We start from the raw sequence: 20,066 nt of genomic DNA, 5'->3' as shown, positions 1-20,066 counted from the left end.
GACGAACCATGCACCCTATCATCAAGGCGGTCGCACTCGCCGCAATCCTGGCGACGCCGGCCAAGGCGGCCGAAACCATCAAGCTGCTCGTGCCGTTTGCGGCCGGCGGGCCGACCGACCTGTTCGCGCGGATCATCGCGCCCGATCTCGGCAAGGAGCTCGGCGGCACGGTGATCGTCGAGAACCGTGGCGGGGCCGGCGGCACGATCGGGACCGCGGCAGCGACGCGCGAGAAGGCGGACGGGCGCACGCTCCTGCTGACCACCTCGGCGCTGGTGCTGAGCGCCGGCACCATGGCGAGCGTGCCCTATGACGCGCAGAGGGACATCGAGCCGGTCTATCTGCTCGGCGAGGTGCAGACGATGATCGCGGTGCGCCCCTCGCTCGGCGTCAACGATCTCAAGGGCCTGGTCGAGAAGGCCAAGGGCACCAAGCTGAACTACGGCTCGACCGGCAGCGGCGGCACCATGCATCTCGGCGCCGAGCTTTTCGCCAAATCGGCCAAGGTCGCGATGGAGCAGATCGCCTATCGCGGCGCCGCGCCAGCGCTGACCGACCTGATCGCCGGCTCGGTCGACTTCGTCAACGCCGACGTGCCGATCCTGCGCCAATACGTCAAGGACGGCCGGCTCAAGGGCCTCGTCATCTTCGACACCAAGCGCTCCACCCTGCTGCCCGAGATCCCCAGCGCGACCGAGGCCGGCATGCCGGACCTGATGCTGACCAACTGGTACGGCGTGCTGATGCCGAAGGGCGCTTCCTCGGCGCAGAAGCAGAAGATCGCCGATGCTATCGCCAAGGTGGTCAAGCAACCGCAGATCGCGGCGAAGCTCGCCGATAACGGGCTGACCGATCCGCAGGACACCGCTGCCTTCAAGGCGCGGCTCGACGCCGATTTCGCGCGCTGGCTGCCCTGGCTGAAGGCAAACGGCATCCGCGCCGAATGAGGCGCGGCCGGCCCGCGGCCTGAGCTTTCGACATCGAGACCCATGACATGAGCAGCAAAGCGCCCGGGCGCATCGCCGGCAGCAAGGATCTGTGGTCCGGCCTGATCTTCATTGCCTTCAGCTTGCTGGCGATGGCGCTGGCCCGCGGCTATGCGATGGGACATGCCGGGCGCATGGGGCCGGGCTATTTTCCGACCGCGCTGGGCGGCGTGCTCGCCGTCATCGGCCTTGTCCTGGTCGTGCAGGCATTCCTGTCGTCGGGCGAAGCGATGACGGGCTTCGCCTGGCGCAAGGCCGCGCTCGTCCTCGTCGCCAGCGGCCTGTTCGGCGTCACCGTCGAAGGGCTCGGCCTCGCGGCCTCGACCGTGCTGCTCGTGATGATCTCGGGTCTCGCCAGCGAGCGGTTCCGTCTCTGGCCCTTCCTTGCGCTGGCGATCGGGCTCTCCGCCTTCAGCGTCCTTACCTTCGTCACGCTGCTCGGGCTGCCGATCCCGGCTTTCGGCCCCTGGCTCGGCTTCTGAGGCGGCGTGATGGAGCTCTTCGACAATCTCGCGCTCGGCTTCTCGACCGCCTTCACCCTCACCAACCTGTTCTATTGCCTGATCGGCACGATCCTCGGCACCGCCGTCGGCGTGTTGCCTGGGCTCGGCCCGCTCGCGACCATCGCGATGCTGCTGCCGGCGACCTTCGCGCTGCCGCCGGTGACCTCGCTTATCATGCTGTCCGGCATCTATTACGGCGCGCAATATGGCGGCTCGACCACGGCGATCCTGGTCAACCTGCCCGGCGAATCCTCCTCGATCGTCACGGCGCTCGACGGCTATGCGATGGCCCGCAATGGCGAGGCCGGCAAGGCGCTGGCGACGGCGGCGCTCGGCTCCTTCTTCGCCGGCTGCGCCGCGACGCTGCTATTGGCGCTGTTCGCCCCGCCGCTCGCCGTGGTGGCGCTGACCTTCGGCCCGGCCGAATACTTCTCGCTGATGGTGCTCGGCCTCGTCGCCTCGGTGGTGCTGGCCAATGGCTCGGTGCTGAAGGCGGTCGGCATGATCGTGCTCGGCCTGCTGCTCGGGCTGATCGGCCTCGATGTCAATTCCGGCATCCCGCGCTTCACCTTCGGCATGCCGCAGCTCTATGACGGGGTGAACTTCGTCGTTGTGGCGATGGGCGTCTTCGGCCTCGGCGAGATCATCCACAATCTCGAACAGGGCGAGGCGCGCTCGATCATCTCGCGCAAGATCGGCGGGCTGATGCCGACGCGGGCCGATCTGAAACGCATCGTCGCGCCGGTGCTGCGCGGCACCTTCGTGGGCTCGGCTCTCGGCATCCTGCCGGGTGGCGGCGCCATGCTCGCCTCCTTCGCCGCCTATGCGCTGGAGAAGAAGGTCTCGCCCAACCGCGCGCAATTCGGCAAGGGCGCGATCGAGGGCGTGGCGGCGCCGGAAGCGGCCAACAATGCCGGCGCCCAGACCTCCTTCGTGCCGATGCTGACGCTCGGCATCCCCTCGAACCCGGTGATGGCGCTGATGGTCGGCGCCATGGTCATCCAGGGCATCCAGCCGGGCCCGGCCGTGCTGACCGAGCAGCCTGCCCTGTTCTGGGGCATCGTCGCCTCGATGTGGATCGGCAACGTCTTCCTGGTCCTGCTCAACCTGCCGCTGATCGGCCTGTGGGCGCGCATGATCATGGTGCCCTACCACTATCTCTTCCCGACCATCCTGGTGTTCTGCGCCATCGGCGTGTTCAGCCTGAGCAACAGCAGCTTCGACATCCTGCTGATGGTCGGCTTCGGCCTATTCGGCTACCTCTGCGCCAAGCTCGGCATGGAGCCGGCCCCGATGCTGCTCGGCTTCATCATCGGCCCGATGATGGAGGAGTATCTGCGGCGGGCGCTCTTGCTCTCACGCAGCGACCCGATGGTCTTCCTGCAGCGGCCGATCAGCGCGACCATGCTGGCGCTCGCCGCCCTGCTCCTGGTGCTCGTGCTGCTGCCCTCGCTGCAGAAGAAGCGCGCCGAAGCCTTTCAGGAGTGAGCAATGGATCTCACCGACCTGCCGCGTAACCGCGTCAAGGAGAGGCTGGCACGCGACGAGATCGCCGCGACCATGGCGGTGCGGCTGGTCCGCGGCGTCGAGATCGCCCGCATCGCCGCCACCGCCGGACTCGACTCCATCTATATTGACCTCGAACATGCGATGTTCGGCGCCGAGACGACTGGGCAGATCTGCCTGGCCGCGCTCGACATCGGCATCACGCCGCTCGTCCGATTGCCGGCGAACCGGCCGGAGCACATCGCCCGCGCATTCGAGGGCGGCGCGATGGGCATCATCGCCCCGCATGTCCGCTCGGCCGAAGAGGCGCGCCGGATCGTCGACGCCGCCAAGTTCGCGCCGCTCGGCTCGCGCGGCGTCGCCAGCCTGTCGCCACTGACCCGCTTCCGCAGCTATCCGAACGCCGAGGCGATGGCCTTCATCAACGCCCTGACGATGGTGATCGTGATGATCGAGTCAGGCGATGGCGTCGCTGAGGTCGAGGAGATCGTCGCGGTCGAGGGCGTCGATGTCGCCTTCATCGGCGCAGTCGACCTCGCCGCCGATCTCGGCATCCCCGGCGAGTTCGACCATCCGCGCCTGCATGCGGCGATCTCGGCTGTGATCGCGGCCTGCCGGCGCGCCGGCAAGCATGCCGGGCTCGGCGGGCTGGCAGCACGTCCTGACCTGATGAAGACCTATGCCGCGATGGGCGCCCGCTTCGTCTCGACCGGGGCTGATCTCAGCTTCCTGCTCGGCGCCGCCCAGCAGCGGGCGCGGGCGGCACACAGCCTGCTCGACTAGCCGGCCTCCGGCTCACTCCTTGATCGCATCCGGAAGCTGCTGCCAGATGCGCTTGGAGCGGAGTTCGGCCACGATCGTCTCGATCAGGTCCTTGATCGCCACAAGCGACAGCCGGCGCTGCTGATCGTTGCGCATGGCGATGCCCAAGGGCCAGGGCACGTCGGGATTGCGGATCGCCGCGACGTCGAAATGCCCCTGCTCGAGTTCGCCGACCACGGAACCGAAGGTCACCATGGTGTAGCCGGCGCCAGCCCGCAGCAGCGATTTCGTCAGCCAGAAGCCGTTGCAGATCAGTTCGACATTGAGCCTGGTGTCACGCAGCTGCGCGATATGGTCGATCCGCAGGCGCAGAAGATTGGGCGCTTCGGGCAGAATCAGCGGAAAGGCCGCCGCTTCCTCGAAATTATAGGTCGGCTTCGCCAGCGAACCTGTCCGACCTACAAGGCAGAGATAGTCGACCAGGAGATCGTAGACGACGATGTCCGGATGCGGCTCCGGCGCATGCACGATCGCGATGTTGATCTCCTGGTTGACCAGCATGCGGTGCAGCGCCCCGCTATAGCCCTCGACGATGCGGAAGCGGACTTCCGGATAGAGCCGGCGCGCCTCCTCGATCAGGCGTGGGACGATGTATTCGCCCGGCGTCGGCATGACGCCGATCGCGACGACGCCGCGCGGCGTCTCGCCCGAGATCGTGGTGTGGTCGCGCAAGTGCTCGATCTGGCGGAACAGGGTGTAAGCGTTGCCGAGCAGGCTCTCGCCGGCCTCGGTCAGGTCGACGCCGCGGGTATGGCGGGCGAAGAGCTGGACGCCGAGATCCTGCTCCAAGGCCTTGATCTTGCGGCTGATTGCCGGTTGCGCGATCCGCAGCCGGGCCGAAGCGCGCGAAAAGCTGCGCTCCTCCGCGACGACCGAGAAATAATGAAGACCGGTGATATCGAAATGAGAATAGGATCTCACCCTCGCCTCCGCCGGCCCGCCAGGTCGTCCACCGTCAACCCATAGATGAGCGGCGCCAGTGCAGCCAGCGCTCTACTGCGCAGTGAGCCCGCCATCGACGACGAGGCTGGAGCCGGTGATGAAGCCGGCATCGTCCGAGGCCAGGAAGATGATCGCCTTGGCGACGTCCTCGACCGTGCCGAAGCGACCGATCGGGTGGTTCGCCAGGGCGATCGAGCGGGCTTCGTCGAGGTCGCCGGATTGCAGCTTCTTGGCGCGGGCGACAAAAGTCTGCTTGCCTTGCGCCGTCTCGATCACGCCGGGATGCACCGCATTGACGCGGATGCGATAGCCCTGCCGCCCGAAAGACAAGGCCGTCGCCTTGGTGAACAGCGTGATGCCGCCCTTGGTCATCGAATAGAGCGGATCAAGCGGCGAGCCGACGAGGCCGGAGACCGAGGAGAGATTGACGATCGCACTGCCCTCGGGGCTGGTGCGCGCCCGCTCGCGCAGCGCCGGCAAGGCGACCTTGGTGCCGAGGAAGGTGCCAGTCTGGTTGACCGAGGACATCTTTTGCCAGTCCTCCAGCCGGGCCTCCTCGACATCCTTGCCGAAGAGGATGCCGGCATTGTTGACGAGGATGTCGAGCCCGCCGAAGCGCGCGATCGTCGCAGCGATCGCCTGCTCCCAATCGGCCTGGCGGCTGACGTCGAGATGGACGAACGTAGCTTCGCCTCCCTCTGCGCGGATAGCCTGCGCGACCGCCTCGCCTTCCTCGTCGAGGATATCGCCGAGGACGACCTTTGCGCCCGCGCGCGCCATCATCGTCGCCGCAGCAGCGCCGATGCCGATCGCGCCGCCGGAGATGAAGGCGATCTTGCCGTCCAGCCGGTTCATGGTGGTTTCCTCGCAGCGCCGCCGGCATTAGTCGCAGCGGCTTCACCGTGATCTAGGAAGCTCCGCCGCTATAGATCAAAGGCTAAACTTTGATGGGGGCGATGCCGATCCGGCATAAGCTCAGCCCGCACAAGGCGGTGACGCGATGCTGAACCGGCATGGCGACAATCGAAATATGGTCTTGGATACCAAACCACGAACCATCCCAAGATGAGCTGAAGCCGAGGCCAAGCATCGACCTCAGAATGCCCGGCTCATCTGGGAGGAAAATCATGCTTGCAGCATCGTCGCTGATGCGCCAGCTCGGTCTGGCCGCTGTTCTCCTGCCTCTGGCGGGAAGCCTGCCAGCCGCGGCGCAGAGCGAAAAGGAGCTCTACGAGGCCGCCAAGAAGGAAGGCTCGATCAACTGGTACACCGGCTTCGTCCAGAACCAGCTGGTGCGCCCGGTCGTCGCCAATTTCGAGGCTAAGTATCCCGGCGTGCGCATCAACGTCACCGGCGGCCGTGACATCGACATCATGATCAAGATCCTGGCCGAGGCCAAGGCCGGCAATCTCCAGGCCGACCTGGTCGAGGGTCCCTCGGTGGTCAAGCCGCTGCGGGAAGCCGGCCTGATCCAGCCCTATGTTCCCGAGGCCGCGGCCAAGCTCGCGCCGAACCACAAGGACGCCAAGGGCGACTGGAACGCGGTGCTGGTGCACTACCTCGTTCCTGCCGTGAACACCGAGCTGGTGAAGCCCGCCGACGAGCCGAAATCGCTCGACGACCTGCTCGACCCGAAATGGAAGGGCAAGATCGCCTGGACGGGCGAGATGACCATCGCCGGACCGCCCGGCTTCATCGGCTCCGTGCTCAACGCCTATGGCGAGGAGAAGGGCATGGCCTACCTGGAGAAGCTCGGCGCGCAGAAGGTCGCGACCATTCCCTCCAATCCCCGCGTCGTGCTCGACCAGGTGATCGCCGGCCAGTATGCGATCGGCCTCGTCACCTACAACCACCACTCCGCCATCAGCATCGCCAAGGGCGCGCCGGTGAAGTGGCTGCCGGTCAACCCGGCGATCGGCGCGATGGCGCGCGAGGTCCTGCTGAAGGGCGGGCCGCACCCGAACGGCGCCAAGCTCCTGATCAACTACCTGCTCTCGCCCGAGGGCCAGAAGGTGATCCAGGAGGCCGGCTACATTCCGTCCAACCCGGCGGTCGACGCCAAGGACCCTTCCCTGAAGCCGGAAGTCACGGGCTTCAAGGTGTTCTCGCCGCCGCCGGCCGACGAGGACCGCGACATCGATAAGTGGATCGCGATCTACAAGAAGCTGTTCCAGTAATCTGCAATCGGGAGGTCCGGAACATCGACGATGACCAATTCCTCTCTGCCCGCTTCAGCGCCCTTGCAACGCCGCACCTTCTGGAGGCGCCCGCAGGGGAGCCTCTTCACCTGGCTGGCGCCGGCCAGCGTCGGCCTCGTGCTGGCGCTGCTGGTGCTGCCGCCGATCGCGGTCCTGATCAAGACCAGCCTGACGCAGGAGCAGACCGGCGCCTACACGATCGCGCATTTCCGCTACCTGTTCGCCGATCCGCAGTTCTACACCGCGACCTGGAACTCGCTCTTGTTCTCGGGATTGTCGACGGCGCTGTCGATCCTGTTCGGCACCACGGTCGCCTGGGTGGTGGTGCGCACCAACGCACCCTGGCGCGGCCTTGCCTATGTCACGGCCGCGGTCTCGCTCAGCACGCCCTACATCCTGCATGTGATGGCCTGGCTGTTCTTCCTGGGGCGGTCGGGGCCGGTCAACGAGCTCTACCGGGCCTTCGCCGGCAGCGGCGACAACCTGTTCGACGTCTTCTCGATGAGCGGCATGGTGCTGATCCAGGGCATGCTGTGGTCGCCGCTGGTCTTCCTGCTGCTCGCCGCGACCTTCGAGCGCTCCAACGCCGAATGGGAGGAAGCAGCACGGATGTGCGGCGCCTCGATCGCCCGCACGATGTGGTCGATCTCGTTCCGGCAGGCCTGGCCGGCGATCACCGGCATGGCACTGTTCGTCTTCATCCGGAACCTCGAATCCTTCGACGTGCCGGTGCTGGTCGGCGGACCCGGGCGGGTCTACCTGCTCACCACCGACATCTATCTCAGCACCACCGAGATGCCGCCGAAGATGGGCCGGGCCAGCGCCTTTTCGGTGATCCTGATCGCCGTCCTCTCGGCGGCGCTGCTTTGCTACAACCGCTACTCCGCCAATGCCGACCGCTATGCCAGCGTGACCGGCAAGGGCTATCGCCCCCGCCCCTTCGATCTCGGCCGCCATAAATGGCTGGGCACGGCGGTCGTCGTCCTGAACTTCCTGTTCGTGCTGGGACTGCCGCTCCTCGTCTCGCTCTGGCTGGCGCTGATGCCTTTCGCCCGGCCTTTCGCCATGGCGGCGCTGCCCTTCGCGACGCTGGAGAACTTCCAGCTGGTCCTGGCGGACCGGCATCTGATCGGGCTCGGCATCAACACGCTGGTGGTCGCGGCGGAAGCAGCGACGCTGGCCATGCTGATCGCGGCGGTAGCAGGCTGGCTCGTGGTGCGGCACCAGGCCGGCGCGCGCCTGATCGAAGTGCTCTCGAGCATCCCGATCGTTTTCCCCGGCATCGTCGTCGGCGTCGCGCTGATCCTGATCGCGCTCAACCTGCCGATCCCGCTCTACGGCTCGCTGACGCTGATCATGCTCGCCTTCCTGATCCGCTTCCTGCCTTACGCGATGCGCTACGCCCATACCGGCGTGCTGCAGATCCATCGCGAGCTCGAGGAGGCGGCGGGTGCTTCGGGCGCCGGCCCGTTCACCGTCTTCCGCAAGATCGTCGTGCCGCTGCTGGTGCCGGCGCTGGTCTCGGGCTGGGTCTTCATCTTCCTGCTCGGCGCCAACGAGCTCTCGATGTCGGTCCTGCTCGCCGGCGCCAATTCGCAGGTCATGGCGGTCGCGATCTACGACCGCTGGAACAGCGGCCAGAATGTCGAGGTCTTCGCGCTCGGCCTGGTCTGGACCGCCTTCATGAGCGTGCTGATGCTGCTGCTCTATCTGACAGGCCGCCGCTTCCTCGCCACCCTGCGGCCCGCCAATCTCTGAGCCTTCGTCCGGAGCGATCATGGTGCTTCTCGTTTCCGACCTCGCCAAGCTGTTCGGCGCCAAAGCCGCCAACAGCGCCGGCCTTCATCCGCTCAGCTTCTCGCTGAAGGAGGGCACCTTCTTCACGCTGCTCGGGCCGAGCGGCTGCGGCAAGACCACGACCTTGCGCTGCATCGCCGGGCTGGAGCGGCCGGACCGCGGCAGCATCCGCCTCGGCGAGACCGTACTGTTCGACGGTGAGGACGGGGTCGAGGTGCCGCTCAACCAGCGCGGCATCGGCATGGTGTTCCAGTCCTATGCGATCTGGCCGCATATGAGCGTGTTCGACAATGTCGCCTTCCCCTTGCGCGTCACGCGCGGAGCCAAGCCGGGCAACAGCGAGATCGAAGCGCTGGTCGAAGACGCCCTGCGCCGCGTCGACCTTTCCGGCTTCGGGCCGCGCTCACCGACGCTGCTCTCCGGTGGCCAGCAGCAGCGCGTTGCGCTCGCCCGCGCCATCGTCAGGCGGCCGAGGCTGCTGCTGCTCGATGAGCCGCTCAGCAATCTCGATGCGCGCCTGCGCGACGAGATGCGGGCCGAGCTCAAGCGTCTGCAGCGCGAGCTCGGCATCACCACCGTCTATGTCACGCATGATCAGTCCGAAGCGCTGGAATTGTCAGACCTGATCGCCGTGCTCGACAAGGGCCGGCTGCGCCAGCTCGGCAGTCCGCGCGAGATCTTCTTCGACCCGGCCGACAGCTTCGTCGCCAATTTCATGGGCTCGCCCAATCTGCTGGCTGGGCGGACGCTTGTGGGTGTCGCCGCTGGCGGCATGGGCCAGGTCGAACTGGCGAACGGTCGGACGCTGCTCTGCCGCTTCCCCCGCACACTGGCCGCCGGTGCCAACGCAATCGTGTCGCTGCGGCCCGAAGCGATCAGCGTGACCACGCCGGAGCAAATTTTCGGCGGCAATGACGAGATCAACCGACTCGACGGCAAGCTGATCTCGCTCGACTTCCAGGGCTATGGCAGCCGCTGCCTCGTCGATATCGACGGCCACGCGCTGCAGGCGAACATCGATTCACGGGCAGGCGTCGAGGCGAACGCAGCCGTGGCGCTGAGTTTTCCCGCGAACGAGGCACTCGCCCTCGCCCAATGACGAGCGGCGCAGCCGAAACAGATCGGGCTGCCCGAGCCATCGTCATCCCTGGCTCACCCTGCGCACTGGCGCAATGCCCGGTGTGATCAGCGCGCGTCGGCCATGGCCATATGCTGGTTATGAAGAGATTGGAGCGGGTGGAGGGAATCGAACCCTCGTATTCAGCTTGGAAGGCTGCTGCTCTACCATTGAGCTACACCCGCGTCGGCCGCCAAATTCCGCATCAGGCCGGTAGGTGTCAACCCATTCCGGCGAAGAAGATGGTCTCATCCACCTGAGGTGTGCGCGCGCAAGCTCACATATCGCTCAGGGCACGCTGGCCGAGCCAGATCGCCGCGCCGGTGAACAGGCCGAGCGCCGCCCCGCCGACGAACGTACCGAACGCCAGTGCGCCGGCAGCAGCCACGGCTGTGCTAAAAAGCGTAATCCCCATCATCCGTCTCCCGGCGGCAAATCTAACGACGCCGCGCCCCACGGCAGCCCCCATCTGGGGTAGGAAGAGCAGATTTCGAGTCCCAATAAACTAAAAGTGAGCGCCGAATCCCCCCAAATGGGGGGCGATCGAGCACCTCGCGGCTGATACCGATAGGCTGGGGGAAAACCACATGTCCGACCTCGGCGAGCTCTACTGCCCGTTCAGGGCCGAGATCATCTCGGCGATTCCGCTGCGATTGGCGATGCTGATCCACGGCGTGGGCATGCTGGCCCTGCTACTTCTCGAGTTCTGATCGGCCCTGCCGAGTCGCCGCGCGTTCGCCGACACCGCGCCAGCGACATGATTCCCGGCGCCGTCCTGCTGCAATTTCAGCGTTTGGCCATCTCGATGTCGGGGATCGTCGGCCCGCTGGCGCCACGCTCGCCTTCGACGATGGGTGGTGACGGATTCCGCGAGATCCGCAGCGCGATATAGATCGCAACGGCGACCGACAGCCCGACGAGGTAGATCAGCATGCCCTGCGGTCCCCGGAGTTGCATCAGCAAGGTCGCGGCCAGCGGCCCGATCGCCGAGCCGGTGCCCCAGAGAAAGAGAAGCTGGGCCGAGAGCCCGACGGCCTGGTCGCGCCCCATGCGGAAATAGGCATGCGTGACCGCGACCGTATAGAGCGGGATGCTGCAGCCGCCGATCAGGGCGAACAGACCGAAGAGCCAGATGCGGCCATGGGCGGCGTCGACCTCCAGCAGCGTCGCGAGTCCGGCCGCAGCCACCGCGACGAGGCTGGTGGCGACCAGCATGATCAGGCGGCTGGCGACCCGGTCCGCCAGCAGGCTCATCGGCCACTGCAGCAGGAGCGCGCCGATCTGGATGCCGGCGGTGAGCAGGATGGTGGCCCGCAGGTCGAGGCCGGAGAGAATGCCATAGGCGGGGGCGACGCTGGTCAACGGGCCGCCGACCATGCCGACATAGAGGCAGCCGACCACCGCGGCCGGCGCCTGCTGCCACAGCGTCCGCAGGCCGACCGAGACGATCTCGCTCGATTCGGGGCCCCTCGCCCGCGTCAGCGCCACCGGGATCAGCGCGATCGAGAAGGCCATGCTGGCGAACAGGAAGACGTCCTGCGACTGGATCGCGACATAGCCGATGCCGATCTGCGAGCCGATCAGCGCGACGCGGTTGAGGATCTGGTAGATGCCGAAGATCCGGCCGCGCTGCGATCGGTTGGCCTGCCCGCTGATCCAGCTCTCGATGCAGATGCCGTGGCCGGCCGCCGCCAGGCCCATGACCAGGCGCGAAATCCCCCACCAGGCTTCCGGCAGCAAGGGAAAGCTCAGCGTCGAGACCGCCTGGAGCGCGGCAAACACGGCAAAGCCACGGATATGGCCGACGCGGCGAACGAGCGAGGGATTGATGAAGCAGCCGATCAGGAACCCAAGCGAATAGGCCGAGGCGACGAGGCCGATCAGCAGCGGCGGCTGGTTCGCGATCGCCATCTGCAGCGGCACGACCGTATTCACGATCGTCCCGGCGACCTGCAGGATCAATGCGCCTGCAACGATGGCGCCGAGCGCGGCGACAGAACCGCCCTGGGTCTTTGCTGTCACTGCACCGTCATACCCGAATAGCCGATCCGGCGAGGCTATCAGCTCGCCCGGATTCGGGGAAGGCAGAGTATCCGCCACTCTCGCCTTGTCGGCGAGCTAACCTGCACGGTACTCGCGCTCGATCGCCTCCCAATCTGTGATCTTCCTGTCAATCACCAGCGGTACCTTCTGGACTGTTCGACAGGGCCATCTGACTATCGAGTATGGACTTCGACAGAGCCGAGGAAATCAAGATGGGCGTCAAGGAAGGTGTCTACCGCGCCGAATTCTCCTCTCTAGGCCGGAAGAGTGGTGCAAATCTAACGGTCCGCAACGGAAAGGTCGAAGGCCGCGATTCCGCATTCTCGATTGTGGGCACCTGCCAGGTCACGGGCGACGCCATACAAGCGCAAATCGAGGTTCGCAAATTCAACATTGACGATCCAAATCCCAACATCTTCGGCAATGACGAAGACGATGCGACGTTCAGCGGAACTGTAGACGGCGACATCATCAACCTAGTTGGCCGAGGCACGATGCCCTTTCCTGAGGTCAGAGCTAAGCTGACCTGGATTTCCACCTAGCGTCCGCGTTCTCCGCTCTTATCGGACGCCGCATCCCGACCGCGCTTCGCTAACGGGAGGCCCCCTCGTTTGCCCGTTCGGGCAAATTATTGCGCGGGTGGATCATTAGAAGTTTGTCTCGTTGAAAAAACTAGATTGCGTGGGCGCAACCCTTGCGCGATTTTTTCCGGGCTGATTGCATGACCCAGGGGAATAGGGGGCACGCAATGTCAATCAAGACCGTCTTCGCGGCGCTTTCGGCAGGCGTAGCGCTAGCCGCGTGTGTGGCTCCATCGCCAGAGCTTGGGAAGCTGACCGACCCTCTGACGACGGGGGACGCCAACAATAAGTCACTCGAAGTGCAGGCCTACCTGGCCTTTCAGGACGAGGACCGATTGCTGCGGTTTCTCAGTAGGGGGACATATAGCTGCGGGGATCCGCGACTGGCGGCAATCCGAGCTCATGCCAAGTCGACCGACCCGATTAAGGACGTGAAGACCCGCTACGAAAAGAACCCGGATTATGTCAGCGCCATGGACACGCTGACTAAGTATCAGGGAAAATTGACCTCTATAGTTGAGCGCACCAAGAATGGAGGCGCCACGCTGAGCTCCGGCGCCACCCTTTTGGAGGCGCTCGCGGCTCTGGGAGACAATACTTCAATTCCGGGCGGTGCAATTGGCGCGCTTGCAACCGTCGCAGAACGCTTTCGAATAGCAGAACTTCGCGCGGAACTCATTAAAGCGGCCAACGACGCCACCCCGAAGCTTAAAGCCGCGGCAATTCAGCTACAAAGAGCCTACGAACAGCTCGAAATTGACCGAAACCAAACATACCGCATTTGGGACGAGTGCGCTCGGGAGCGGCTGATATTCATTAGGGACGCCCCACTCGGGAAGGTCCCTGGTTACGATGCCTACTTCGAGCAGTCTTCGGGAATCGAACTGGCCAATTCCTACAGCGAATATCGGGCTAAGCGGCGCCTGTTGGCTGCCACCACCGACTTGCGCGAAGCGCTGAAGACAATCATCACAGCCAACGAGAAGCTCGCGATGGGCGAAGGCGCGATTGCTCTCAAAGAACTGCTTGATGCATCGGCAGAGCTCGCCAAAGCAAACAAGGCCTTCACTGACGCCGAAGCTAAAGAGAGCGAGCGCCTGAAAAAGGAGAAGGGGCAGAAAATCAACGAAGCAAACGCTGCAGCGGGCAATGCTTCGCGCTGACCCCTAAACGACGACAAGTCCGCCAGCCTCTAATCTAACGAGACCAACCTGGTACCGAATTGTAGAAACTCGACTTGCAAAAGCCGGGCTACTGGCCTTGGCGCTGGTACATCCGCGGCCGCCGGGCAAAGCTTCGCACTATGCTGCGGGTGAGGCGGCGCGGGGTTCGGGAAGCATCAGCCGAAGCGAGCACACATGGCGAATAGTCCGTGAACAATTCATCGCTTAGCCCAAGAGGCCGCTGAGCTGTTGAGTCCGGAACCAAAATCGAGCGCCTATTCCCGCACCTTGTCATCAGGTGCGGGGGACGCGTCAAAAAAAGAGGTAAATCAATGCTCAAAGAGCAAGGTGGTGGGGGAAGCAGGACTCGAACCTGCGAAGGCATAGCCAGCGGATTTACAGTCCGCCCCCTTTGCCGCTCGGGACATTCCCCCGCCTTGCCGCAGGCCAACCCGAGAGCTGGCCGCAACCGCCTGTTTCACTTTTGTGAAGGGCGGCAGGCGCGGGCGGACTTATGAGGAGAGGGCCGCCGCCTGTCAACGCCTAAAAGGCATCTGACGACAGGCAATCGTTGCGAGCGCCTTCTAGCCCTGCGGCCAAGCGCTGCGGTGACGCCTGCGCCAGACGAGCGCAGCCGGGACGAAGGCCTGGAACGGCGTTTTTTCCGGCCGCTCGATCGCGTCGGCGAGATCTGGCGGGGGGTGAATCAGGCTGCGCACGCCATGGCGATGCACCCAGACCGGCAGTTCCCCCTGCCGGGCGAACATGGCGACGACCTGCCTGACCAGCTCGCTGCGCAGCGCCCGCGAACTGCCGACGGGCCGCGCCACCACGCAGAAGCGCGCGAACGGATTCGGATGATCTTCCTCGCCCTCCAGGCAGAAGATCACGCCGCAGCGATCCGGCCGCGCCGCATCCGGCATGGCGTCGATGCGCCGCCACAGGCAGAACCAGCGCCGGCAGATTTCAGGCCGCGTCGCATGGATGCTGCAGCCGCTGCCGCTGTTGTGGCGGCACATGACGCCGGCCGGCTTGCCGACCTCAGGATCGACGATGCGCAGCACCTCGCAGCAGGCGACGCAGTCGCCGCAATCGCGTCCGGGGACGAGATGATTGAGCGTCCGGCCGGAGCGCATCGTGCCGGCCTGCGAGCCTTCCGCCATGACGCGCCTCCCGGGCAGCGACGAACGGCCGAATCTAGCGCGGATCACGACCCGCCGGAAGCGAGACCTCGGACGTGCTCCAGCACGAAGGCGACGCGCGTCTCGACATCGGCGCGCGGCAGTTCGACCAGCTCATAGCCATGGTCGCGATAGGCCGCCGTGACCGCCTCATGGGTGCGCTCGGCCTCGGCAAAATCCTGCTTGCGCTCGGCATCCTGCGCGTAGATCTCGCGCCAGGGCGGTGCGACGAAGACGGTGCGGGCATAGCGGACGGCACGGGCCGCGCGGTCGACATGCTCCGGCACCGACAACCCGCACAGCTGCAGATAGCCAATGCTGTCGGGCACGCCGCGATCGAAGAAGACCGGAGCCGTGCCCGCCTGCGCTTCGGCATGGGAGCGCAGGTCGAAATTCAGCATCAGCTCGGCGAACAAGGCCCGGTCGCGCCAGGGCAAGGCTGGGCCATCGATGGCGAGATGGTCGCGGATGATCGCCCGCCCAGCCTCGGGGGCGATCGCATGGCCTGCCGCAGCCAGCGCCGCCAGCAGAGTGGTCTTGCCGGCGCCCGGGCCGCCGGTCACCACGAACAGGCGTCGATCTGTCTTCGTCATCTGCGCTCTTCTCCGTGCGATGAATGAGTTGAAAATCCCGCTCCCCCGCCTTCGGGCTGGCCAAGCCGGCCGCGCCATGGCAGGGCATGGCGTCACCTTTCCGGAGCCATGATGTCCGCCCCGTCCCGCCCCCGTTTCCAGAATCGCCGCAGCCGTCCGGATCGGGACGGCCCGCCGCCGCACCGGCCCGGCGAGATCGACGAGGCGATCCTCTATGGCGCTCATCCCGTGATCGAGGCGCTGCGCAACCCGCGCCGGCACTTCCGCAAGCTGCTCGCCACCGAGAACGCGCTGAAGCGCCTGAGCGAGGAGATCGGCGAATTGCCGATCGAGCCGGAAATGGTCAGGCCTTCACAGATCGACCGGCTGTTGACGCCCGACGCGGTGCATCAGGGGCTCTATCTCGTCTGCGATCCCCTGCCCTCGCCCGATCTCGGTAGCCTGCCGGACGATGCGATCGTGCTGGCGCTCGACCAGATCACCGATCCGCACAATGTCGGAGCGATCCTGCGCTCGGCCGCCGCCTTCGCGGTCGCCGCCGTGATCGTCACCATCCGCCATTCGCCGGCCGCGACGGGCGTGCTGGCGAAATCGGCCTCCGGCGCCCTGGAGCACGTGCCGCTGGTTGCGGTGAAGAATCTGGGAGATGCGCTCAACAAGCTCGGCGAGCGCGGCTTCCTGCGGCTCGGCTTCGATTCGGAAGGGGACGTCTCGCTCGACGAGGTCCCGCTGCGCCGTCCCCTGGTACTGGTGATGGGCGCCGAGGGCAAAGGGCTGCGCCAGCGCTCGCGCGAGCTCTGCGACCATCTCGCCCGGCTCGACATGCCCGGCGCGATCAAGAGCCTCAACGTCTCGAACGCGACCGCGATCGCGCTCTACGCCGCGACAAGGCGCTAGAGCATCGGACCGAAAGTGGAATCCACTTTTCGGACGAATCCGATGCGACGCCGTTGATCTGACCCTCAGCGCCGCGCCACACGGCCATCGCTGCTGAAGCGCATGACCCGGACCACCGGCTGGCCCTGCCGCGTCTCGATCCGATACAGCACCGGATCGGCCGCCGGCGGGCGTGCGATGCCGACCGCGACGGGAATCGAGCGTTCCTTTTCCGGCGGCGGCTCGCTCGCTTCCGGCAGCACGAGCACGACCCGCTGATCGCCGGATCCGCCGTAGAAGCCGGGATAACCGGCGCCGTAGACGCCCATCCGACCGCGGCGGGCGTCGCCAGACTTCGCGGCCGGCCGCATCGGCGAAAGCCGCGGCGCCGGAGCGGAAAATCCGCCATTGGCCGGCCCCGCGGCGAAACCGGGAGCCGCCACTGCCGGAGACGCGGCGACGCATAGTCCCGCGAACACGATACCCAGAGGCATTCCGGAGCGAACTTTCATCGCCACCTCCCCTTCCTGCGCTCACCGCCGACCCGGGCCGACATGGTTAGCGAAAGGTTAGCGGCTTGCGCCCGGCAAGGCGAGTCATGACGGGATTTGGAGCCGAGCCATCCCTGCCGAATGCTCAATCCTTCGTCTTACGCCTTTCGGTGCAAGACCAAGTGCTCGGTTGAAGATTGCGGGGGGTAGCCGCATTCCTAGCCCATCAAACTTGGCTTTTCAAAGGCCTTTGCCCTGAGTCGGCTCGGCCGACTCCAAGCGAAGAACCGCCGGAAAGGCGGCTGAGGGCACGGCGGATGGTCCGCGGTGTCCGGGGGAACGACTAAGACGGGAGCGCTCCATGAGCATGGCACAAGCATCGGCGGCCGCAGGGCCACGTCCGATGACCAGGGAGGAGAAGAAGGTCATTCTGGCCTCGTCCCTGGGCACGGTCTTCGAATGGTACGATTTCTACCTCTACGGCTCGCTCGCCACGATGATCGGCGCGCATTTCTTCTCGGCCTTCGATCCGAACACGCGCGCCATCTTCGCCCTGCTCGCCTTCGCCGCGGGCTTTCTCGTGCGCCCGTTCGGCGCGCTGTTCTTCGGCCGCCTCGGTGACCTGATCGGCCGCAAGTACACCTTCCTCGTCACCATCCTGATCATGGGCGCCTCGACCTTCCTGGTCGGCCTGCTGCCGAGCTATGCCTCGATCGGCTGGATCGCGCCGGTGATCCTGATCGCGCTGCGCATGCTGCAGGGCCTGGCGCTCGGCGGTGAGTATGGCGGCGCGGCGGTCTATGTCGCCGAGCACGCTCCTCCGGGACGGCGCGGCTTCTACACCTCGTGGATTCAGACCACGGCGACGCTCGGCCTGCTGCTCTCGCTGATCGTCATCCTCGGCATCCGCACCACCATGGGCGAGGCGGAGTTCGCCGCCTGGGGCTGGCGCATTCCGTTCCTGGTCTCGATCGTCCTGCTCGCCGTCTCGGTGTACATCCGGCTCCAGATGCAGGAATCGCCGGCCTTCCAGAAGATGAAGGAAGAAGGCACGGGCTCGAAGGCGCCGCTCTCGGAAGCTTTCGGCCAGTGGAAGAACGCCAAGATCGCGCTGCTGGCGCTGTTCGGCCTCACCGCCGGCCAGGCCGTCGTCTGGTACACCGGCCAGTTCTACGCCCTGTTCTTCATCCAGAGCATCCTCAAGGTCGATCTCTACACCTCGAACGTGCTGATCGCCTGGTCGCTCATCCTCGGCACCGGCGGCTTCATCGTCTTCGGCTCGCTCTCCGACAGGATCGGCCGCAAGCCGATCATCCTGGCCGGCTGCCTGATCGCGGCGCTGACCTATTTCCCGCTGTTCGGCGCGCTCACCAAGGCAGCGAACCCCGGCCTCGCCGCGGCGCATGACAACGTCAAGGTCCAGGTCGTCGCCGATCCCGCCACTTGCGGCTCGGTCTTCGACCCGGTCGGCGTGCGCACCTTCACCCAGCCTTGCGACATCGCTCGTCGGACGCTGGCCGCGCAGGCGATCGTCTACACCCAGGCCCCGGCCCCGGCCGGCACGCCGGCCAAGGTCACGGTCAACGGCAAGGACGTCGCGATCGACGCCACCTTCGCCGCCAATATCGGCAAGGAAGCGGTCGCAGCCGGCTATCCGGCAGCGGGCGATGCGCGCATCGTCAAGACCGGCTTCGTGGGTGCCCTGTTCAGCGCGCAGTCGCTGACGATCATCGCGATCCTGACCGTGCTCGTCATCTATGTGACGATGGTCTACGGCCCGATCGCGGCGGCGCTGGTCGAACTCTTCCCGACCCGCATCCGCTACACCGGCATGTCGCTGCCCTACCATATCGGCAATGGCTGGTTCGGCGGCCTGCTGCCGGCGACTTCGTTCGCCATGGTGGCCGGCACCGGCGACATCTTCTACGGCCTCTGGTACCCGATCGTGATCGCGATGATGACCTTCGTCATCGGCATGCTCTTCGTGCCCGAGACCAAGGATCGCGACATCCTGACCCACGACAACGACTGATCCCTCAGCCGGATCGGCCCAGCCGACCTTCGAACCCCGCCCGAGAGGGCGGGGTTTTTCGTTGGGCGCCGGACCATACCGGCAGGGCGATCGCATCTGCGCTCAGCCCTCGTCCTTCGAGACGCGATCCTTTCGGATCGCTCCTCAGGATGAGGGCTGCGGGGGCATATGCGATAGCCCAGTCACACCGGCAGCACGGTGACCGGAGTGCCGAGCGCGACGCGGGCATAGAGGTGGATGATGTCCTGGTTGATCATCCGGATGCAGCCCGAGGAGACATTGGTGCCGACGGTATAGGGCTCGGTCGTGCCGTGGATGCGATAGCCGAGATCGCGCCCCTCGCCGAAGAGGTAGAGGGTGCGGGCGCCGAGCGGGCTCTTCGGCCCGCCGCGGACGCCGGGGCCGCGCGACGTCGGCTCGAGTTGGGCCCTGATCTGCGGGTCGCGATCGATCATCTCCTGCGGCGGCACCCAGTCGGGCCAGTCGCGCTTCATGTTGATCTTCGCCTGGCCCGTCCAGCCAAAGCCCTCGCGGCCGACGCCGACGCCATAGCGCGTCGCGACGCCCTGCGATTCGACGAAATAGAGATGATAGGAACCGGGGTCGACGACGATCGAGCCCGGCGGCTCCGGCCGACGGAACTCGACCGTCTGGCGCAGATAACGCGGCTCGATGCTCTGGTAGTCGATCGCCGGCACCGCAAAGCGCTCGCCCGGATATTCCACATAGACTTGCGCATAGTTCGGGCGTGCCAGCGTGCGCGTCAGGCTGGGCCCTCTCGGAGCGGCGATCTCCGGCAGCGCCACGATACTGCCCCCTCCGCCGCAGCCGGCGAGACTGGGGGTGAGGAGCGACAGGGACGACATGGTAAAGGAGCGGCGGCTCAGCATGGGCACATCTCAGACAAGGCTTTTGCAAAAGCATCGACTTAGATGGTTACGAGCCGGTGAATGCCGGTGCGTTAGTTTCCGCTTCGCTCAGAATCGCATCTCGACCCTGCCCTTGAGGGCGTGGTCGCGGGAGCGTTCGCCGATCGCCGCCGAGTAGGTCAGGCCGAGGGCGGTGGCCTTGGAGATGCGCCAGTCGAGCCCTGCCTCGGCGGTGAGGGCGTCGCGATCGATCCTGGCTGCGAAGACCGTGGCCGGCGTGGTGCCGGCGACGAAGGCGGTGCGGGCCTGCGGGGTGAGCTCGCCAAAGCCGTGGCGCCAGCCGAGCATGGCCCGGGCGAACAGCGG

At 65.8% G+C, this 20,066-nt stretch carries 21 protein-coding genes and 2 tRNA genes; 12 read left to right on the top strand and 11 right to left on the bottom strand.

Features of this window, described 5'->3' with window-relative positions:
* Positions 1-8 precede the first annotated feature (8 nt).
* Genes AC1DS0_RS30250 through AC1DS0_RS30235 form a run of 4 tightly spaced genes read left to right on the top strand, consistent with a single transcriptional unit; the run spans position 9 to position 3,778 of the window.
* Positions 9-947 carry a Bug family tripartite tricarboxylate transporter substrate binding protein gene (locus AC1DS0_RS30250; protein ID WP_476817905.1) on the top strand — a complete coding sequence of 313 codons (939 nt, stop codon included), beginning with the start codon at positions 9-11 and terminating at the stop codon, positions 945-947.
* Between the two features lie 47 nt (positions 948-994).
* Positions 995-1,468: a tripartite tricarboxylate transporter TctB family protein gene (locus AC1DS0_RS30245; RefSeq protein ID WP_476817904.1), complete on the top strand. Its 474-nt coding sequence runs from the start codon at positions 995-997 to the stop codon at positions 1,466-1,468.
* A 9-nt stretch (positions 1,469-1,477) separates the two neighbouring features.
* Complete coding sequence (locus tag AC1DS0_RS30240; protein WP_476817903.1) at positions 1,478-2,977, top strand: tripartite tricarboxylate transporter permease; 1,500 nt, start codon at positions 1,478-1,480, stop codon at positions 2,975-2,977.
* Positions 2,978-2,980: 3 nt separating this feature from the next.
* Positions 2,981-3,778, top strand: a complete 798-nt coding sequence (locus AC1DS0_RS30235) for an HpcH/HpaI aldolase family protein (protein WP_476817902.1) — start codon at positions 2,981-2,983, stop codon at positions 3,776-3,778.
* A gap of 12 nt (positions 3,779-3,790) precedes the next feature.
* Here the strand turns inward: AC1DS0_RS30235 and AC1DS0_RS30230 are convergent, their stop codons facing one another.
* On the bottom strand, positions 3,791-4,738 hold the full coding sequence (locus tag AC1DS0_RS30230) for a LysR family transcriptional regulator (RefSeq protein ID WP_476817901.1): 948 nt from the start codon (positions 4,736-4,738) through the stop codon (positions 3,791-3,793).
* A gap of 72 nt (positions 4,739-4,810) precedes the next feature.
* Complete coding sequence (locus tag AC1DS0_RS30225; RefSeq protein ID WP_476817900.1) at positions 4,811-5,614, bottom strand: SDR family NAD(P)-dependent oxidoreductase; 804 nt, start codon at positions 5,612-5,614, stop codon at positions 4,811-4,813.
* Between the two features lie 272 nt (positions 5,615-5,886).
* Here AC1DS0_RS30225 and AC1DS0_RS30220 point away from each other — a divergent pair, with 272 nt between their 5' ends.
* Genes AC1DS0_RS30220 through AC1DS0_RS30210 form a run of 3 tightly spaced genes read left to right on the top strand, consistent with a single transcriptional unit; the run spans position 5,887 to position 9,853 of the window.
* Entirely contained in the window at positions 5,887-6,936 is a 1,050-nt protein-coding gene (locus tag AC1DS0_RS30220) for an ABC transporter substrate-binding protein (RefSeq protein ID WP_476817899.1), read from the top strand.
* 30 nt (positions 6,937-6,966) lie between these two features.
* Positions 6,967-8,715 (top strand): ABC transporter permease, encoded by a 1,749-nt coding sequence (locus AC1DS0_RS30215; protein WP_476817898.1) that lies wholly within the window; start codon positions 6,967-6,969, stop codon positions 8,713-8,715.
* Between the two features lie 19 nt (positions 8,716-8,734).
* Entirely contained in the window at positions 8,735-9,853 is a 1,119-nt protein-coding gene (locus AC1DS0_RS30210) for an ABC transporter ATP-binding protein (protein WP_476817897.1), read from the top strand.
* A gap of 129 nt (positions 9,854-9,982) precedes the next feature.
* Here the strand turns inward: AC1DS0_RS30210 and AC1DS0_RS30205 are convergent.
* Both AC1DS0_RS30205 and AC1DS0_RS30200 read right to left on the bottom strand, forming a co-directional pair.
* Positions 9,983-10,056 (bottom strand) — tRNA-Gly (locus AC1DS0_RS30205).
* Between the two features lie 92 nt (positions 10,057-10,148).
* Positions 10,149-10,286 carry a hypothetical protein gene (locus tag AC1DS0_RS30200; protein WP_326874092.1) on the bottom strand — a complete coding sequence of 46 codons (138 nt, stop codon included), beginning with the start codon at positions 10,284-10,286 and terminating at the stop codon, positions 10,149-10,151.
* A 172-nt stretch (positions 10,287-10,458) separates the two neighbouring features.
* On the opposite strand from AC1DS0_RS30200, the gene AC1DS0_RS30195 reads away from it, so the two are divergent.
* On the top strand, positions 10,459-10,581 hold the full coding sequence (locus AC1DS0_RS30195; RefSeq protein WP_476817896.1) for a hypothetical protein: 123 nt from the start codon (positions 10,459-10,461) through the stop codon (positions 10,579-10,581).
* Positions 10,582-10,657: 76 nt separating this feature from the next.
* Here AC1DS0_RS30195 and AC1DS0_RS30190 read toward each other — a convergent pair whose 3' ends face one another.
* On the bottom strand, positions 10,658-11,893 hold the full coding sequence (locus AC1DS0_RS30190; RefSeq protein ID WP_476817895.1) for an MFS transporter: 1,236 nt from the start codon (positions 11,891-11,893) through the stop codon (positions 10,658-10,660).
* 233 nt (positions 11,894-12,126) lie between these two features.
* Here AC1DS0_RS30190 and AC1DS0_RS30185 point away from each other — a divergent pair, with 233 nt between their 5' ends.
* Entirely contained in the window at positions 12,127-12,456 is a 330-nt protein-coding gene (locus AC1DS0_RS30185) for a hypothetical protein (RefSeq protein ID WP_476817894.1), read from the top strand.
* A 206-nt stretch (positions 12,457-12,662) separates the two neighbouring features.
* Positions 12,663-13,658, top strand: coding sequence for a hypothetical protein (locus tag AC1DS0_RS30180; RefSeq protein ID WP_476817893.1), 996 nt, complete (start codon positions 12,663-12,665; stop codon positions 13,656-13,658).
* 349 nt (positions 13,659-14,007) lie between these two features.
* Here AC1DS0_RS30180 and AC1DS0_RS30175 read toward each other — a convergent pair.
* The 3 genes from AC1DS0_RS30175 to AC1DS0_RS30165 all read right to left on the bottom strand — a co-directional run bounded on the left by AC1DS0_RS30175 (position 14,008) and on the right by AC1DS0_RS30165 (position 15,432).
* Positions 14,008-14,092 (bottom strand) — tRNA-Tyr (locus tag AC1DS0_RS30175).
* Positions 14,093-14,242: 150 nt separating this feature from the next.
* A complete protein-coding gene (locus tag AC1DS0_RS30170; protein WP_476817892.1) occupies positions 14,243-14,821 on the bottom strand; it encodes a hypothetical protein in 579 nt (192 codons plus the stop codon).
* A 44-nt stretch (positions 14,822-14,865) separates the two neighbouring features.
* The gene (locus AC1DS0_RS30165) at positions 14,866-15,432 is read right to left on the bottom strand and encodes an AAA family ATPase (protein ID WP_476817891.1); all 567 of its coding nucleotides are present in this window, start codon (positions 15,430-15,432) and stop codon (positions 14,866-14,868) included.
* A gap of 108 nt (positions 15,433-15,540) precedes the next feature.
* Between AC1DS0_RS30165 and rlmB the strand changes: the two genes are divergently transcribed.
* Entirely contained in the window at positions 15,541-16,329 is a 789-nt protein-coding gene (gene rlmB, locus AC1DS0_RS30160) for a 23S rRNA (guanosine(2251)-2'-O)-methyltransferase RlmB (protein ID WP_476817890.1), read from the top strand.
* Between the two features lie 65 nt (positions 16,330-16,394).
* On the opposite strand, the gene AC1DS0_RS30155 is transcribed toward rlmB, so the two are convergent.
* Complete coding sequence (locus AC1DS0_RS30155) at positions 16,395-16,820, bottom strand: hypothetical protein (protein WP_476817889.1); 426 nt, start codon at positions 16,818-16,820, stop codon at positions 16,395-16,397.
* 340 nt (positions 16,821-17,160) lie between these two features.
* On the opposite strand from AC1DS0_RS30155, the gene AC1DS0_RS30150 reads away from it, so the two are divergent.
* The gene (locus tag AC1DS0_RS30150; RefSeq protein ID WP_476817888.1) at positions 17,161-18,831 is read left to right on the top strand and encodes an MFS transporter; all 1,671 of its coding nucleotides are present in this window, start codon (positions 17,161-17,163) and stop codon (positions 18,829-18,831) included.
* Positions 18,832-19,013: 182 nt separating this feature from the next.
* Here the strand turns inward: AC1DS0_RS30150 and AC1DS0_RS30145 are convergent, their stop codons facing one another.
* Together AC1DS0_RS30145 and AC1DS0_RS30140 are read right to left on the bottom strand one after the other, a co-directional pair.
* Positions 19,014-19,721, bottom strand: a complete 708-nt coding sequence (locus tag AC1DS0_RS30145) for a L,D-transpeptidase (protein ID WP_476817887.1) — start codon at positions 19,719-19,721, stop codon at positions 19,014-19,016.
* A gap of 87 nt (positions 19,722-19,808) precedes the next feature.
* Positions 19,809-20,066 (bottom strand): autotransporter domain-containing protein (locus AC1DS0_RS30140; protein WP_476817886.1); only part of this gene is annotated, 258 nt, incomplete at its 5' end.

It is taken from the genome of Allobosea sp. P4_H5, from assembly GCF_056400825.1.
Note: the sequence above shows the minus strand (reverse complement) of the source record. Positions and strands in the feature narration are given on the sequence as shown.